Genomic DNA, 17513 nt, shown 5'->3' on the forward strand with positions numbered 1-17513 from the left:
TTGGACAAGCTATCCACTCCTCGCTGGCTCATTGTTATTCTTGTATGCTAAAATGAACTAAAGTTTATTATAGTATACAATTTTCTAATATAACATACATTATTCTGTTATATTAAACAATAGCTGAGGAGAAAATGATGGAACCTATCCAAAGTGTAATTGCCAAAAATCTGGCACGCATCCGCAAAAGCAAAAATCTGACGCTGGATCAGACATCGGAATTGACCGGTGTGAGCAAGGCGATGCTGGCACAGATCGAGAATGAGAAATCCAATCCAACGATCAGTACCCTATGGAAAATCGCCAACGGTCTCCAGGTATCTTTTACTACTTTTCTCAAGGAAGAGGAGGTGCTTGTACGCCGCGTCAATATGAATGAAGTGAATATGATTATGGACAGTGACGACAAGTATCGGGTATATCCCTTTTTCCCTTATCATCCGGAAAAAAGGTTTGAACTGTATATCGTGGAGCTACTGCCCGGCTGTGTACACGAACCCAAAACACATCCCGGTGAAGAGTATCTGATCGTCAAACAGGGATCCATGACCGTCGATCTCAAGGGAGAGCAGTATGAACTGACCGAAGGGGATGCACTGCAATTCTCCGGTACGCATCTGCATGGCTACTCCAATCCTACGGCAGAAAAAGCCAGCTTTTTTATGATGATGCATTATCCGGATGATACACTGCAATAGCGGTTTTACTTTGTCGAAAGTAGGTGGTAGTTATGGAATGGCGTCCGTATACCCTGTTATGGGTTACCGATTTGTATTATGAAGCCAAGGGCCGCAATTATTACGAGGAAGATCTTTTTCTAACTTCGCATCTGCGGCAGTATTTTCGGATTATCCTCTGTCATCCCGAAGATACCGAACCTTTTGAAGGTGCCGTCGATCTGATCGTATTTCGTAATGCCGGACCGGTCGCACCCTATCAGGATCAATACGAGACATTTCGAGATCGGATTCGAAAGCTGCAGTTGAGAACGTATAACAGTCTGGATGGTCGTGCCGATATGAATGGTAAAGCCTATCTGCTGGAACTGACTGCTGCAGACTACCCGGTGATTCCTACTATTGATCATATTGATCAGCTGCATCGGCTTCCGGATAGTACCGAATATATCATTAAGCCATTCAATGGTGCCGATTCGCATGGGGTGCAGCGGGTACCTGCCGATCGGCTGCACCAGACACTCGCTGCTTGCAGCCAGCGGATGCTTATCCAGCCGTATATTCCGTTTGAATATGAGGTTTCCTTTTATTATATTGATCATGAATTCCAGTATGCCCTGCATGCTCCCGATCCGCAGCAGCGCTGGAAGCTGGAGCTATATGATCCACAGCCGGCCGATTTTGCTTTTGCCGAGCAGTTTATCCGGTGGAATCATATCATGTGTGGTATCCAGCGAGTCGACGCCTGCCGGACAGCCAGCGGAGAGCTGCTGCTCGTGGAACTGGAAGATCTGAATCCGTATCTGTCCCTGCTGGATATCCCGGTAAATTATTCCCGCCGCTTTATCAGCCGGATGGTACAATCTCTTGAGCAGGCGATCAGAGCATAACCAAACCAACTCCATCGGCAATACTCCTATATAAATAGACTCAGCTGATCATTGCGATATAGGATCAGCTGAGTCTATTTACATGTATCTTCTTCTATAGCTTTATTCAGAAAATGGAGATCAATTCTCTCGTATACGCATGCCGCTCTTCCGCAAACAAGGCTGCCTGCGGGAACTGATCCACCAGCTGACCATCCTTCATCACCATGATTCGCTGGCTCATCTGATGAACAGCCGCCAGATCATGGGAAATAAACAGATAGGACAGGTTCAGCTCGGTACGCAGCCTGGTCAGCAGCTGCAGCACCGCTCCCTGGGAGATCACATCCAGACTGGCCGTCGGCTCATCCAGTACGACCAGCTGCGGCTCGATACTGATCGCACGGGCAATCGTTACTCGTTGACGCTGTCCGCCGCTCAGTTCATGCGGATACCGATCAGCAAGTGTATCTGTCAGCTCTACCGCTTCCAGCAGCTGACGGGTCAGATGCTGTTCGGATGAAGGCTGAAAATGCTGCAAGCTCAGTTCCTTGCGATACTGCCGGTAAGGATCAAGCAGGGAGTCACGAATCCTGAGCTTGGGATTCAGCGCTGCCGACGGATTCTGGAAAACGATCTGGATCTTTTTCCGATGAGGATACAACTGACGGTCATTCATCTGTTCGATAGATTGTCCGTCCAATATAATGGAGCCACTATCTGTCGATTCCATCCGCAGCAGACAGCGGGCGAGCGTGCTTTTGCCGCATCCGCTCTCTCCAACCAGCCCCACACATTCTCCCGGTTCAATAGCAAAAGAAACTTCATGAAGCACACGCTTATCCGGTGCATAGGATTTGTTCAATCGATTAACCTGCAGCAGACTCATTGTCCCGTCACCTCCTGTAATCCCGATGGCAGCAGATTACCCGGCTTCCGCAGTGTCGGTGCCGCCTGAATCAGCTGACGGGTATATGGATGCTGAGGATGATCCAGAATCCGGTGCTTGCCGCCGGTCTCGACGATCCGCCCTTCCTGCATAACCGCCAGGCGACTCGCATACTGGCGAACATGACGCCAATCGTGAGTGATAAACAGAATCGCACATCCGGTCTCACGCTGCTTCTGTGCCAGCAGTTCCAGAATCCGGTGCCCGGAGACACTGTCCAGTGCAGTGGTCACTTCGTCGGCAATCAGCACATCCGGAGAGAGCATTAACGCCATCGCAATCGATACCCGCTGCAGCTGGCCACCGCTTAATTGAAAAGGATACCTTCGGTACAGCTCCGGGTCCAATCCGACCGACTCCAGTGCCTCCATGCCCTGCTGTTTGCGTATAGCAGCCGGAGTAATACCGTGTACCTTCTGGTACTCATCCAGATGCTGTCCAATCGTACGAAATGGTGTAAATGAACCCTGATAATCCTGAAACACATAGGCCAGTTTGCGTCCCCGGATATCACGCATCTGCCGGGCGGACAGACTCAGCAGATCCTGTCCATGCAGCTTGATTCGTCCTTCCATCTGCAGATTCGGAGGCAGCATCCGTCCAGCTGCCTGGGAGAGCAGACTTTTGCCGCTGCCACTCTGACCGACCAGCGCGAACCATTCTCCTTCATGTACGGTCAGGGAGACGCCATCGACGATCGTCTTCTCCCTGCTGCGGATAGTCACCTGTTCCATCGACAGAATCATGACTGCACCTCCCTTTTCACGTCAAAACGATCCCGTAAATAATCGCCCAGCATATTCGCCAACAGCACTACCGATACAATCGCCAGACCCGGATAAATCATCAGCTCCGGTCGCGACTGGAAATAAGGTCGAGAATCATTGAGCATCGCTCCCCATTCCGGTGTCGGTGGCTGTGCACCCAGTCCAATATAGGAGAATGCCGAAATCAGCAAAATAATTTTACCCAGATCGAGACTCGCCAGTACGAGCACATGACCGATCACATGCGGCAGCAAATGCCTGCGCATAATTCGTGCTGGAGATAATCCGTTGGTACGTGCAATCTGTACGTAATCCTTTTGGGCTTCGGACAGCACAGTACTGCGTACCAGCCGGGCGTAGTTTACCCATTTGACGATGACGATCGCCAGTACCAGATTGCCGATTCCTGCACCGAGTAATCCGCTCAGTACGATCGCTACAATCGTATCGGGAAAAGACAAAAATCCATCCGCAATCCGCATAAAGATCCGGTCGATCCAGCCGCGGCTATATCCCGAAATGAGTCCAAATGGAATCCCGATCAACAGCGCCGCTCCGAGTGCGAGCAGACTGTAACCGAGCGTCTGCTGTCCCCCGAGCAGCAGTCGTGTCAGCACATCGCGGCCCAAATGATCCGTACCCAGCGGATGCAGCATACTGATCTCCTGCAGACGATCTCCAAGATCGGTCGTATTGGGATCATATTTCAGCCACCCAAAGGCATAGATCGAAGCCATAACCGTAATTAAAACAAACAGAAATGCGATAATTCCCTGCCAGCTGTGTTTGCTGCGCTTGGGTATCGCAGGAGTAGATAATTCTCTCATCAGCCGGCCTTCCTTTCTTTGAGCTTCATCTCGGGGTTAAGGTAGCGATAGGACAGATCCACCAGTGTGTTCACGACAAATACCAGTGCGGCCATGACCAGGATATACCCCTGAATCAGCGGATAATCCCGCTGCCGGATTGAATCCACGACCAGTTTGCCGATACCCGGATAGGCAAACAGTACTTCCACGACTACGACTCCACCGATCAGACTGCCCAGACTGACACCAAATACCGTAATAACAGGCGGCAGACTATGACGCAGAGCATGTACCCAGAAAATACGTGCTTCACTGTATCCTCTTGCGCGTGCAGCCCGTACAAATTCCTGGCCCAGCGAATCCAGCAGACTCGAACGCAGTAGTCGTACATACACGCTGGAAATAGCCAGTCCCAATGTCAACGAAGGCAACAGCAGCGAGATCCATCCATCCCGTCCCATGGTCGGCAGCCAGCCCAACCGTACGCCGAACAGATCAATCAGGATCAACCCGAGCCAGAAACTCGGTATCGCCGCTCCTATAATCGATAGCAGCCGGCTCACCTGATCGATCCAGCTGTTCCGATATAGTGCGGACAGCGAGCCGAGCGGCAGAGCAATCAGCAGCATGATGACCAGTGCGCCGCCTGTCAGTTCCAATGTCGCTGGCAGTCCGCCCATAATCATCTTCATTACCGGCTGACCGGTCACATAAGACTGTCCAAAATCCAGCCGTACGAAATCCAGCAGCCACTGCCCGTATTGAACGAGCAATGGCTGATTGAATCCCATCTCTTCTCTTAATGCCTCCACCTGCTCCTGACTGACGGACAATTCATCCACATTCAGAATCGTCAGCACCGGATCGCCCGGTGCCATACGGATAAACAGAAAGCTGATAAAGGTAATAAATAATACAAATCCAAAAGTCTCCAAAAATTTGCGGATCAGAATCCGGCCCATTACATCACATCCAGCTTGTTGGTAATCATATAGTATTCACTGCGCGTCGTGACCCAGTTTTTCACTTTTTCTTCGTTATACGCTACGATGGTCGACGGATGCAGAACAAAGGAATTAATCACATTCTCGTGTACATAATCAGCAGCCTTTTCAGCCAGCACAGCCCGTTTCTCCGGCTGCACCGTCCGGTTCAATTGGTCGATAATAGCCGTCAGCTTAGGGTCTTCTGCTCCACTAAAATTCAGTGCGCCATCCGGATGATAGGTTGCATTCAGATAGTAGCCTGCATCCCCACGCGGTGCAGTCAGATTACTGTAGGTTGCCAGATCCCAATCCCGATTGGCAGCCATATAATCTTCCGGTGTATCGATCTGGCGAATCTCCACTTCAACGCCGATTTTCTTGGCATCCGACTGGAATACCTGGGCAATCAGCGGCAGATCGGCTCGTGCCGGATAAGTCAGCAGGGTTAGCTGCAGCGGCTTGCCATCCTTTTGCATCTGACCGTTGACCAGCGAATAGCCTGCCTGTTGAAGATAGTCTACTGCTGCGTCTGCTCCCATGGAAGACGGTTCATAGGTAGGTGCAAATGGCAGTGACGGCAGAAAAGGTCCGGTTGCTGCTTCTCCATGTCCCAGCAGAATCGTATCTACAATCTTCTGCCGATCAATCAATGCATCCATTGCCCGGCGTACATTAACATCCTGCAGAGCCGGACGCTCCATATTCATCGTCAACTGATGCACCCGGAAAGTCGATGTCGATTCAACCTTGATACCCGGCTCGGCATCCAGTGTATCCAGACTCTCCACTTCAGGACGGTACACGATATCGACCTGTCCGGAGCGTAGTGCCAGCGAACGGGCATTGGCATCCTCGTTAAAGGCAAAGGTCACTCCATCCAGAGGAGATGCTCCATCCCAATAACTGTCATACCGTTTGACTTCCAGCTTGCTGCCGGGTGTGAACGAAGCGAGCTGGAAAGGCCCTGTACCGACAGGATTGTTCACTATATCCGTCTCGGTCACATCGATAATCGAAGTATTGGGATTGACCAGTTCCGAGATAAATTCCGGAAAAGGCTGGTTCGTGACAATCTGAAGGGTATTCCCATCTGCCTGAATGCTTTTAATTTTGAGTGCATTTTTGACAGCGACACTCTCTGTCATAGCGCGCTCCAATGAAGCTTTAACCGAGTCTCCTGTCAGAGGCTTGCCATTATGAAAAGTTACATCATCCCGCAAATGGATCTTCCAGTTCTGTCCATCCGTACCTTCCCAGCTCTCCGCGAGCCATGGTGCCACAGTCAGATTATCTTCGTCCAGACGCACCAGTGTCTCCGTAATTCCTGCACGAATTGGTACATAGCTGGAATCAACATGCGGATCAAGCGAGTTGGTAGAGAAGTTATAGAGGAAGCTCACATGCTTGCCTTGTTCCTTGGCGCTTGAAGAAGGAGAAGAGCAGGCTCCCAGCATCATAACGGCAAGCAGTAGTACCGCCAATCCCATTAGGTATTTGCTTCTCTTCCCTTTACCATTTCTCCATTCATATGATGAGTGGTCTGGTTTGGAACAACCTGTCGCATATGTAGAAGTATATTTATTATTTTGCTGTCCTGAAGTCTGTATAGGTTGGTTCCCCCTGTTGGTTGTACCTGTCTTATTCACAATTGTTCCCCCCGCTATATGTCTCTATTTAGTAATCATTACGATTTCACATTGCTTTTCATCTTATCGTAATGATTACTATTTATCAACCAAAAAAAGTGAATTTATCGAATAAAATGAATTTATATTCATATCTTTTTATATAATTTGTGAATTTATTTTTATATAAATCTGTATGAGATGGATAGCGTGTCCCTACTTTTGAATAAATGACCCTTCCCTTTTAATTCAGATACAAACGCAAAACGATGGATCATTCTGTATATACAATACGAATGATCCATCGTTTTATGTTTGATAACCCTATATCCAATTGTTGCCTGCATGACTATTATACATACGTCTCATCTTGCTTGCTCGCCGTCCGATCCTATGGATAAAGGGGCGGCACCATGATGCTATTGCCCTCGTGCCCGATGTGTTTTTTCTTAGTACATATGTCTTTCCCGCGGAATCAGCAGCGCTGCGATAAAGTAAAATATTATGGATGTACCTCCGGTCAGAAATACGCTAATTACAAACAGCAATCTCAGAAACGTGGAGCTCATCCCCAGAATTTCCCCGAATCCACCCAGCAGCCCTGTCATCATCCTGTCATTGTTGGAACGATATAATTTGTTCATTTTCCATACTCTCCTCTATAAAATATAATAATTATGTCTACAGTAGAGCGTACTCTTCTGTAGTTATACCTGTACGCTGTCTCGTTGATATATGTGATACTTTTAGGATATAGGAATACAGGAGCCTTTCAAACCGTCCTGCGGCTGTTTTGCAGCTTGGACTTTGGTCGGGGATGCAGCTGGACCTGTAGTGATCTTGTACGAAATGAACGCTGAATTTCTCCAAATATAATAGGGATGAGCTCGTCCATATAGCTGCAATATGACAGTAGCAACAAAAGAAATAATCAGCAGATGCAGAAGCGATTTGTAGAGATAAGTCGGTCAGTCGATTGGTGAAAATCTAGAATGATCGGGGTAATAGACACTAGAGGTGAATATCATATGACACTACTATGGATCGTTGTATTCGTACTGCTCCTGATGGCTGCGGGAGTCTTCACACGCAAACGAAAATAACCGGATTTATCAGCCAAAGTAGAACACTAGTAAATCACCAATAGAGCACAAAAAAGACGCATATGGGATATGCGTCTTTTTCAGTGTAGGTTGCTGGCCAGGCTAAAGCCGGTTGCTGCGATTTACCAGCTGGTACGTGGTGAATTCTGAATGGCGTCTGTTGCTTTGTCAATATCTGTCATCATGTCACGGATGCGATCCAATGCTTGCTGAATCTGCTTCTGGTGTGAATCCAGACGGTGGGCAATCGAACGAATCTGTTCCTGGGATGGCGGGTTCGGAGCATGCGAGAGTTCAATTAGTTCTTTCTCAATCGCATCAATACCGATCAAACCGGAGCCCAAGATCTCGATACCAAATTTGGCTTTATCCGCAATATGGTCAATTTTGAGAGCCGTTTCCTTGGCTTTCTGATTGCCCCACCCGGATATGTAGTTGGGCTGTCCACCTACCGGTGGTGTATAGTCATTCATGGAGATAAGCCTCCTTATTTCTGGTATTTGTCAGTGATCTCATCAATCTTGTTGGTCAGCTTATCAATCTCATCCGTCAGGTTATCGATCTCGTCAGTCAGTTTGTCGACGTCTTTGATATTTTTCTGTACTTCATCGACATTGCCTCCAGCAGCAATAACTTTGGACATTACTTCCTGTGCGATAGATGTAACCAGAATCTGTACATGGTCAGGTGCATTTTGTCCAACCTGCGCAACCAGACGATCCATCAGCGGTTTGATTTGAGACAGTGTAGCAGCGGCGTTAGTCAGTTCACGTCCGCAAGAATTCAACTCGGAGTCGATTTTATCGGCTACACGGTCAATTTTGGATTGTGTGATTTGGTCGATTTCTCTAATTACTTTATCGATGTCATTGGACATCTCGCGTACTGCGCCTTTACCTACAAGCATTGGCATATCCCCCATTGGTTTACATAGTATTGAATCACTTTGATTATAAAGTACAAACATTACCCATTCAATCAAAAAGAAGGAAAATCTAGCGTCTTTTTGACTAATTTGATTTTCCTGACTTTCTATATTACGGCAAACCTTCAAAAAGGTTTTATATTAAAAAAAAAAATTATTTTCTACGTGTATTGCGGCTTAACTAACAGGCGAGTAATCCCGTTCGTACAGTACGCTTCCATTGGCACTGTACATCGTAATCCGTGACAATTGCTCAGCCTGCTGGTGCTGCTGGTCTTGTTCGTCTTGCTTATCCCGTTGTTCCGGTTCGATTCTGCTGTCCATGTAGATGGTCTGCCCCTGCGCCAATTGCAGTGTAGACACCAGGCCACCCCGGTATTCAATCCGAATCTGACGGATATTGGGATCATGGACATATCCATACACACTGCGAAATGCAAGACCTTCCTGATACTGATTGGGCAGTGAAGCAGCACCTCCCGAGTCAGCGATCTGTACCCTCATATCCCGGTATACTTTCATTATATCCATACTAAGTTCATACCATTTATAATTGCTTCGATAACCGATGATCAGGCCGGCATAAGGAACCTTTTGATACGTTAGGCTGTAACTGGCTGCTGTCGCTTGGCCAGTATCCTGACGCTCTACCACATGGATATCACGGTCTGGTATGTCTATTTTGTATAATTTCCAGATTTTCTTTGCAATCAGGGCTTCCAGTGACTTTTCGCCGGGTACAGGCAGACGCTCCCCATAACCTGTAGAACCGGAAAGGGGATCTGAAGCCGTATCCCGGTTCAATCGAACTGCATTCGCATCGGCTGCACATACACACAGCAGCAGTACTATGACTATCGTGATCGTATAGATTTTCATTGCGTTGTTCTCCTTAGCTTTCAATTATGTATCTAACCATCATGACATATGCCCGCTCCATTATCCACCTTTTACCAAATAAAGAAATGCTAATAAGCATACATACTGAGCAACCGATTACTTTGACGTTAACGAACGAACCCTTTCCCTCTAGTTGTCTATTGCTATGCTTATGCCGGATTGCATATCCAGTTGAAAATAAGGGGTCCAGCCATGAGTCTATACACGATGAAAGAAATAATGGAACAATGTGAAACCACGGAAGATGCATTGCGCTACTACGAGAAAATCGGTCTACTATCAGCCATTCAGCGCAAAGCTAATGGTCACCGTATTTACAGCCCCGCCGATAAAGAGAGATTACTGCTGATCCAATGCCTAAAAAAAGCCAATATGTCCCTGGAGGAAATGCGTCCTTTTGTCGCTCTTCACCAGAGTCGTGAAGAAGCCATGCAGCCAAAGACAGAACAATTGCTGCGCAGCTACCAGGAGCGAATCAAGCAGCAGCAGGAACATCTGCAGCAGATATGGGATATGATCGAACACAAGTTGAATAGTGGCGAAAATCTCGCCTTTAAGCCTGCTTCGAACTGAGCAATTGATCTTACTGTTCGCTATGAGCAAATTGGTATGTATGAGTCTGTAGGTTTGATCATGTTATACTGGCAGCGACTATAGCATTTTATATATGGACTGGGCCAGGGGTTGACCTCGTGTGTGGACAAGGTTGTAGGATGATAATCGGCAGCACACAGCTATCTACAAGGGTACACACGCAGCTGTTCGCCGCTATCATTTTCAATAGCAGAGGAGCCATATGATGAATACAAAAGCAGAGATTGGCAAGACAGGAATTGAGATTAACCGGATGGGATTCGGGGCAGGTGTAGTCGGTAACACTATGATGTATCCGCATGTCACCGAAGAGATGGGACGTACATTAATAGACGCGGTATTACAGCAAGATATTCAGCTGATCGACACTGCTTTTCTCTATGGTATGGGACGTTCGGAAGAGCTGATCGGTGAGGCCATTCGTGCTTTTGGTAAGCGCGAGCAGCTGATACTCTCTACCAAGGCATCTGCCAATATCCAGATGACCGCGACTGGAATTCAGGTAGATAATCGTCCGACAGCACTAAGACAATCGGTAGAAGACAGTCTGAGACGGCTGCAGACCGATCACCTGGATCTATTTTTTGTCCATTTCCCCAATTCTGATACACCGCTGCATGAGTCGGCAGGCGAGCTTGACCGACTCCGACAGGAAGGTAAAATTCGTGCGATTGGCGCATCCAATCTAAATATGGCAGAGTTACAAGATTTTAATGCGGATGGATATATGGATGTATTCCAGACCGAATATTCCCTGCTGAACCGACAGGCCGAGCAGCAGCTGATTCCCTACTGTCTAGAGCATACCATCTCGGTTATTCCTATTTATCCGCTGGCTTCGGGGCTGCTCGCCGGACATTATACGAGAGAACAGACTTTTCATGATGTGTCCCGGATGAATAATCCGATGTTCCAGAGAGAAGCCTATCTTGCTAATCTGGAGCGGGTAGATGCGCTGAAATCGCTGGCTTCCGACAAGCAAATATCTCTCCCACAGCTGGCCCTCGCCTGGCTGCTTAACCGTCCTGGTGTAGATCTGATTATTCCGGGTGCTACCCGTCCGGATCAACTGGCTAGTAATATGAGAACGCTTGATGTTGTATTGTCCGTTAGTGATATGGATCAGCTGGATATGCTGAGTCGGTAAGTAGCAGTATATCTGCTCATTCGATCGCGATGGGTGTTTTGAGTTTATGTTACAAATGAGAATGCAATAATACGTATAGCCCAAGCGAAGGCTGGTTCCTCCAGTACCCTCGCTTTTTCATTTTCACAAGATCTTTCGCTGGCACACCCCCACTATTTTAACAAACAAATGTTTATTCCTTTTCTTTTCTCTTCTTTCTCTATTATTTTCCGATCTTCTTCCATACTCATGATCCAGCACTTGTATAACAGAAAGGTTCATTTCTTGTAGGGGTTGCTTTTCCAGATACATACCGTTAGACTACTATCGACCAACTTATTAAATCTATTTTAAAAAGTATAGAAAAGGAGCCTGTTCCCTCATGCGACCGTTATCCCATAGTACCCAGCAGGTTAAGAAAATCAATATTGAGCTGGTTAAAAATACACTTCGTACGACCGGCACAGGAACCAAAGCGTCTATCGCCAGTCTGACCCGGCTGAGTGTGGCTACCTGTGGCACTATTCTTAATGAACTGGTGCAGACCGGCGAAATTCTCGATCTTGGACCTGACGAGTCGAGCGGTGGACGCCCTGCCAGTCGATATCAGTTCAATGCCGACTATGCCAGTCTGATTGGCCTTATTATCCGCACAGAGAGCGGCATCCACTCGATCACCCATGCCCGTGCCAATCTGAACGGAGAGATTCTGGAGCAGTATACCAGAGAATATGAAGTAATCAATATACCTGTTATTGAGCAGCTGCTGGATGATCTGCTCGCCCGGTATCATAATGTACAGGCAGTCGGTATCGGGATCCCTGGTGTTGCCCATAATGGACAGATCGGTATTTGTGATGTTGCCGAACTGGCGGGACAGCCGCTGGTACAGATTTTGCAGCAGCGTTACGAGGGTCTGCAGGTCATTATCCAGAATGATATGAATCTGACGGTATACGGACTGTATCATGAGCAAAACTATCAAGAAGACAGTAATTTTGCCGTGTTGACATTCCCAGAGAATCACTATGCCGGGGCAGGTTTTATTATTGGTGGACGTTTGCTTAGCGGTAACAGCTTTTTCAGCGGCGAGGTATCCTATCTGCCATTCGGCATCAGCCGGGAAGAACAGCTGAGGCAGCTGCATACGTCCGAAGGCGTTCATGCACTGGTCGTTCATACCATCGTCTCGATTATTACGATTATCAACCCGGCTGCCCTTGTCATTACCGGTAGCGCCATCGCACCCTCTATGCTGGAGCAGATCGAACAGGACTGCCGGAAGCAGATTCCGCCCGAACATATGCCGCAGCTGCTGGTCCAGCAGGATACCCGGCGTGAATATCTGACCGGACTGATCACCATGACACTGGAAAGCCTGACCTACCACATTCAGCTGATTGAGCGAAATTAATTGCCCTATTTTACCCATTCTGGAGGACTATTATTGTGAATGCACCTGAACGCAAATTTAACCGAATCTATGCGATGCAGCTGGCGACTATTTTTATCGGCTTTATCGTGTTCGGTATCTCGGAAAATATCAAAGGCCCGGCGATTCCCCGTATCCAGTTCGATTTCAATCTGGATGAACAGCAGCTGGGTACATTGCTGTCACTCAATGCGCTCGGTTATCTGATTGCCTGTTCGTTTACCGCTATTCTGGTACGTCTATGGGGCATCAAGGCTGCCAGTATTATCGCCTTTGGCTCCATGGTCTTGTCCGGCGTATTTATCTATCTGTCCCATACCTATCCGCTGTTCGCTTCATCGTATTTCTTTATGTATATTGGCAACGGGATGCTGGAGATTGCACTGGCGATTCTCGGCGCACGAATCTTCGTCAAAAACACCGGAACCATGATGAATCTGTCCCATTTCTTCTATGGGCTCAGCTCTACGGTGGCCCCGCTGCTGGCAACCGGCGTTATGTCCCTGTCGGTATTCGGTCACGAGCTGGACTGGCGCGGCATGTATCTGGTGATGCTGTCCCTGTGTCTGCTGCCGATCGTGTTTGCGCTGCGCAGTCATTTTCCCGGTGATGATTTACCGCATGAAGACCGCATTTCCATGAAAACACTGACCCGTGATCCTGCGCTGTGGCTAATGGTTCTGATCCTGTCCTTTGGCGTAGTATCGGAGCTGGCAGTCGGCGGCTGGCTCGTCAATTTTCTGGAAAAAGCATATGCCTGGGACACGGTAAAAGCCTCCGGACTGTTGTCCGGTTTCTTCCTTATGTTCTCTCTGGGACGGCTGCTGCTGGGTCCACTGACCGACCGTATCGGATTCGTACTGTCCCTGATTGTATTCTCTGCCTTCTCGGCGGTGTGTACATTTGTCGCGATTGCCGGCGGAGAACGTGTCGCTTTTCTGTTTGCCCTGTCGGGAGCCGGTATTGCGATGATCTATCCGACGGTTATGGCATTTATCGCACGCCGTTATCCCAATGGCAGCGATACAGCGATTACGTTTGTCGTAACCTGGATGGGCGTTGGCAGCGTGATCGGGAACTATGTGATCGGCTGGGTTATTGATGGAGTCAAAAATGCCTACGGCGCTGGCACCTCGATTGGACTACTGCGCGGACTGCAGGCAGGCTATGGATTCATCGGACTTTGCGCTGCAATCTGTGCAATATCCGGGATTATATTATTCGGATATTTGAAAAGAAGACAGGAACTGATTTAATCTTTAGATAATTATCATGCTGGCACTTCTCTCGTTTATATTAAGAAATTCAATTTCATTTTTGACAACAAGTGATAATTTCTAAATATGATCTTACGCATAAAGAATATATCCATACTTTATAATAAGTAAATAAGTCAAAAAAGAAGGGAAAAACCTATTAAGGCTTTTCCCTTCTTTTTAGCTCGGTATTTGGCTTTGAATTGCTTGATCCATTTTCCAAATATAAACTTTATATCCTGAAGAGTACCAACTACTAAGAGGTGCATTTTTCTTATCTCCTGTATGTTGTGTTACATAAAAATGACCATCTTTAAGCAATGTGATCAAAGCAGTATGATTTATATCCCCATCACCGTCAAAATCGGCATTTATAGGATCGCCCATAGCAGCTTTTGAAGCAGTTGGAGCAGTTTTTGATCTTATCGACCAAAATTTATAAAAACTATTTGCTCCACCCCAGCTATGAGAAGGTGCATTAATCAGACTATCAGCATAATACCATGATGTACTTCGATTTACTAAACCAGTCCACTCTTCCATACCTCCGGCTAATAGCGCTTGAGAAACAAAGTTAGTGCAATCATTCCACTTTTTCCAACATTCTTTAGAGCCAATAGAACATTTGTTTGATTTTGCATAATAAGAATATGATGGGTTTCTTCCATCCCACCACTTATACGCATAATCGCGAGCTTTGATTGAACTATAACCATTAGAATAAGCTGATGGAGATATTAATTGTGCTGTGGAATCTTTGTAAACAGACTGTTCTACTGAATTCTCATGATCAAGCAGATTTTTTTGATTTTCTATAACCTCGTTTGCCGTAGATGGCATAGTAGCTTTTTCAGGATCAGCTACTGGCATCAATTCAATTAAATCAACAATTTCATTTGTAGAAATTTCATTTGATGATAATTTTTTCTCATAACTTTCAATCATCTTATTTTTTCTTTCATTTTCATATCGATCCATAAATTTAACATATTTTAGTATAGAGTCTTGATCTGAAGAAGGAAACTGATCCAAAGTAACTCCTAGACTAATAACAAACATTTGGTAATCAGCATTATCAATATCATTTTTGATAAGTATTTGATTATCTTTCATATAATTATTGACCATTTTGATTGCGTGGTCGTATTTTTTTAAAACTTCTTCTCTACTAATATCTATCTCTTCTAGTTTTTTAATTGGTAATTTAATTTTCCCATCCTTTATGTCATTTAAATAATCAAGATAATTGGCCTGGGCTGTAGGTACATCAATTTCAACAGGATTCAGGTCAGCTGTAGCATTTGAAATACTAGAAAAAAGAAAAAATGACATTCCAAGAGCTACAAATTGAACAACTTGTTTTTTAATATCCAAATAATGTTCCTCCTTTTATTTAATACTAAAAAAGATAACATATACTCAAATATTGTAAACAAGACAAATTTACTAGAGCAGAATTGCTTTTTTTGTATTTTTAAGTCGAAATCCTTCTAGAAAATAGTATTGAATAGATTATTGATTAATAAGACGTATACTATTAATCCATAAAACGTTCGATCAGACTATTTTTCACATTTAATTTTACAAGAAGATTTTTATAATAATGATTAGAGCCTTTTATTAAAACTATATCCTAGATTATTCATTCTAAAATTAAAGCTCTATATTTAGTATCTAGGATCATTCTAATCCTATTATATAGATTCCATTGCCTTCGATTGTTTTGAACTGTACGTATTCTTAAATTACGAATATAAAAATAGACCATTCCTGATCAGGTTGATGGCCTATTCCTCGTTAGTCTGTACTCTAGATTATTTATGCCGTTATCCTCTGTCTATGTACGTCCAACTATATTTTTGCAGTGAAAGTGACATTACTCTATCGATTAATTGAAATAAAAGTATTCATTGGGATTGGTGCTTGGCTTGCGCTGCGGAGCTTCAGTCAAGTGATAATAAGCGATATTTGCGCACTTCAGATGGTAATTCTGGTAGTAGAAATTATCGCCCCGTTCTACAGCTTCTTTTAACTGGGCAACCTGCTTGTCATTAACCCCCTGAATATACAGCTCGGTATTCCCCGTAAATACAATCTTCACATCATACATACAATCACCCTTGAATAATTATTTAACTGCTTAACTAGCATAATGCATTATTCCCATATGGTGGAATAGTCAATTGGTATGTTTTCGATATGAAGATAACTCTGTATTTGTCAAAAACTCCCTTCTATCTCCGACTATACAATCAGTTTTCACTTTATTTTGCTCCTAAATGTAATTAATTATCATAAATTCAGTACTCTTGACCCACATTATATAAGTTACTTTACAATAATATAAGTCAATAGTTGAATATTCAGTTTTTTCCAAATGATATACAATACTATTTTGGAGAAAGGAGGAAATACCGTACGATTTTGACACAGATGGCATTAAACTAACGAAGCATCTATTTTAGTCTTTCGTACAGCCGGTTGTTTTAGAATATGAATGTCTTATACATATAGCTAACGATGAATACAGACCAATATTTAGGAAGCTTCACTACGATGTTTCGAACAATCGGCTTTGCATATCTATGCAAACCAGCTAAAGAAGATGAACTATAACGAAAAGATTGTGGAGGAACATCAGCTATGATGAATGAACACCCTGCTACTAGTGCAGCAAATCAGATTTATGAACAGACAGTGCGTGGTAATAACAATGCGCAAGAACAAAAAGAAATTCACGCAGGCTTCTGGAAAAGGTTTCTCGCAACATGCATTGATGGAATTATTTATTTTATCATCTTTTTTATTATTGTACGTGTGATCAGTCTAATCGGTAATTTGACTGGTTATATGGATACTAGCTATTCGTATGCCGAATCGTACAGCCCACCTTCGACTGGGCAAGTTATATTTGTTATTGCTTCTTCACTTATTACCTTTTTTATGCGAATGATCTTTCCATGGTTGTATTTCAGCTTGTTTGAAAAATCCAAATATCAGGCAACCATAGGCAAAATGGCTGTTGGTATTGTAGTAGTAGACCAGCAATATCGTCCACTGCGTTTTGGTAAAGCTACCGGACGCTATTGGTCAAAATGGCTAAGTGGACTCACTCTCTGTATCGGTTATATGATGGCAGGCTGGACTGGTCGTAAACAGGGACTACACGATATAATCGCGAGTACCTATGTGGTGAACAAACGTGCTCTTCCCCAGCTTCAACAACAGAAGCTGAAATATGAACAGCAACTCAAAGAATTCAATGCCCATCAGGCTGTAAAACATACCTTGCTTTAAATATTCAATCGTATAAATATTGTATCAGCACAACAACTGAATCCTTTATTCTAACCAGATTATCCATAAAGGCTCTCCGCCATACATAACGGACAGCATATAAAAAAAGAGGTAGCCCTATCTAAACTGTACCCTACAAGATGGACACTTTGAAAAAAAGTCATCTTGTAGGGTCTTTTTGTGTACAATAAAGAAAAA

18 protein-coding genes are annotated in these 17513 nt (G+C 45.1%); 7 read left to right on the forward strand and 11 right to left on the reverse strand.

The window, feature by feature from the left end; translation table 11 throughout:
• The first annotated feature begins 137 nt into the window (after positions 1–137).
• Both WH46_RS21405 and WH46_RS21410 read left to right on the forward strand, forming a co-directional pair.
• A complete protein-coding gene (locus tag WH46_RS21405) occupies positions 138–698 on the forward strand; it encodes a helix-turn-helix domain-containing protein (RefSeq protein ID WP_046228284.1) in 561 nt (186 codons plus the stop codon).
• A 32-nt stretch (positions 699–730) separates the two neighbouring features.
• Positions 731–1567: an ATP-grasp domain-containing protein gene (locus tag WH46_RS21410; RefSeq protein WP_046228285.1), complete on the forward strand. Its 837-nt coding sequence runs from the start codon at positions 731–733 to the stop codon at positions 1565–1567.
• A gap of 106 nt (positions 1568–1673) precedes the next feature.
• On the opposite strand, the gene WH46_RS21415 is transcribed toward WH46_RS21410, so the two are convergent.
• The 9 genes from WH46_RS21415 to WH46_RS21455 form a co-directional block, all read right to left on the reverse strand.
• A complete protein-coding gene (locus WH46_RS21415) occupies positions 1674–2435 on the reverse strand; it encodes an ABC transporter ATP-binding protein (RefSeq protein ID WP_017815660.1) in 762 nt (253 codons plus the stop codon).
• Entirely contained in the window at positions 2432–3241 is an 810-nt protein-coding gene (locus WH46_RS21420) for an ABC transporter ATP-binding protein (RefSeq protein WP_046228286.1), read from the reverse strand. The genes WH46_RS21415 and WH46_RS21420 overlap by 4 nt, the downstream gene beginning before the upstream one ends.
• Complete coding sequence (gene nikC / locus WH46_RS21425) at positions 3238–4089, reverse strand: nickel transporter permease (protein WP_046228287.1); 852 nt, start codon at positions 4087–4089, stop codon at positions 3238–3240. The genes WH46_RS21420 and nikC overlap by 4 nt, the downstream gene beginning before the upstream one ends.
• The gene (nikB, locus tag WH46_RS21430; protein ID WP_017815663.1) at positions 4089–5033 is read right to left on the reverse strand and encodes a nickel ABC transporter permease; all 945 of its coding nucleotides are present in this window, start codon (positions 5031–5033) and stop codon (positions 4089–4091) included. Before nikB ends, nikC begins: the two co-directional genes overlap by 1 nt.
• Positions 5033–6544 carry a nickel ABC transporter substrate-binding protein gene (nikA, locus tag WH46_RS21435; protein WP_046228288.1) on the reverse strand — a complete coding sequence of 504 codons (1512 nt, stop codon included), beginning with the start codon at positions 6542–6544 and terminating at the stop codon, positions 5033–5035. The genes nikB and nikA overlap by 1 nt, the downstream gene beginning before the upstream one ends.
• A 587-nt stretch (positions 6545–7131) precedes the next feature.
• A complete protein-coding gene (locus WH46_RS21440) occupies positions 7132–7326 on the reverse strand; it encodes a PspC domain-containing protein (protein ID WP_017815666.1) in 195 nt (64 codons plus the stop codon).
• Positions 7327–7907: 581 nt separating this feature from the next.
• Positions 7908–8258 (reverse strand): hypothetical protein, encoded by a 351-nt coding sequence (locus tag WH46_RS21445; RefSeq protein WP_017815667.1) that lies wholly within the window; start codon positions 8256–8258, stop codon positions 7908–7910.
• 14 nt (positions 8259–8272) lie between these two features.
• Positions 8273–8692, reverse strand: a complete 420-nt coding sequence (locus WH46_RS21450) for a hypothetical protein (RefSeq protein WP_017815668.1) — start codon at positions 8690–8692, stop codon at positions 8273–8275.
• 195 nt (positions 8693–8887) lie between these two features.
• The gene (locus WH46_RS21455) at positions 8888–9589 is read right to left on the reverse strand and encodes a hypothetical protein (RefSeq protein WP_046228289.1); all 702 of its coding nucleotides are present in this window, start codon (positions 9587–9589) and stop codon (positions 8888–8890) included.
• Positions 9590–9802: 213 nt separating this feature from the next.
• Between WH46_RS21455 and WH46_RS21460 the strand changes: the two genes are divergently transcribed.
• The 4 genes from WH46_RS21460 (at position 9803) to WH46_RS21475 (ending at position 14018) form a co-directional block, all read left to right on the forward strand.
• Positions 9803–10183, forward strand: a complete 381-nt coding sequence (locus WH46_RS21460) for a MerR family transcriptional regulator (RefSeq protein ID WP_046228290.1) — start codon at positions 9803–9805, stop codon at positions 10181–10183.
• 226 nt (positions 10184–10409) lie between these two features.
• Positions 10410–11351, forward strand: a complete 942-nt coding sequence (locus tag WH46_RS21465) for an aldo/keto reductase (protein WP_046228291.1) — start codon at positions 10410–10412, stop codon at positions 11349–11351.
• Between the two features lie 361 nt (positions 11352–11712).
• A complete protein-coding gene (locus WH46_RS21470) occupies positions 11713–12744 on the forward strand; it encodes an ROK family protein (RefSeq protein ID WP_082208485.1) in 1032 nt (343 codons plus the stop codon).
• Between the two features lie 74 nt (positions 12745–12818).
• Complete coding sequence (locus WH46_RS21475) at positions 12819–14018, forward strand: MFS transporter (protein WP_156172329.1); 1200 nt, start codon at positions 12819–12821, stop codon at positions 14016–14018.
• A gap of 180 nt (positions 14019–14198) precedes the next feature.
• Here WH46_RS21475 and WH46_RS21480 read toward each other — a convergent pair whose 3' ends face one another.
• On the reverse strand, positions 14199–15392 hold the full coding sequence (locus tag WH46_RS21480; protein WP_052714330.1) for an amidase domain-containing protein: 1194 nt from the start codon (positions 15390–15392) through the stop codon (positions 14199–14201).
• Between the two features lie 514 nt (positions 15393–15906).
• Entirely contained in the window at positions 15907–16128 is a 222-nt protein-coding gene (locus tag WH46_RS21485; RefSeq protein WP_046228293.1) for a hypothetical protein, read from the reverse strand.
• Positions 16129–16661: 533 nt separating this feature from the next.
• Here WH46_RS21485 and WH46_RS21490 point away from each other — a divergent pair.
• The gene (locus tag WH46_RS21490) at positions 16662–17315 is read left to right on the forward strand and encodes an RDD family protein (RefSeq protein WP_052714331.1); all 654 of its coding nucleotides are present in this window, start codon (positions 16662–16664) and stop codon (positions 17313–17315) included.
• The last annotated feature ends 198 nt before the right edge of the window (positions 17316–17513 follow it).

It is taken from the genome of Paenibacillus dauci (genome assembly GCF_000971985.1).
GTDB lineage: Bacteria > Bacillota > Bacilli > Paenibacillales > Paenibacillaceae > Saccharibacillus > Saccharibacillus dauci.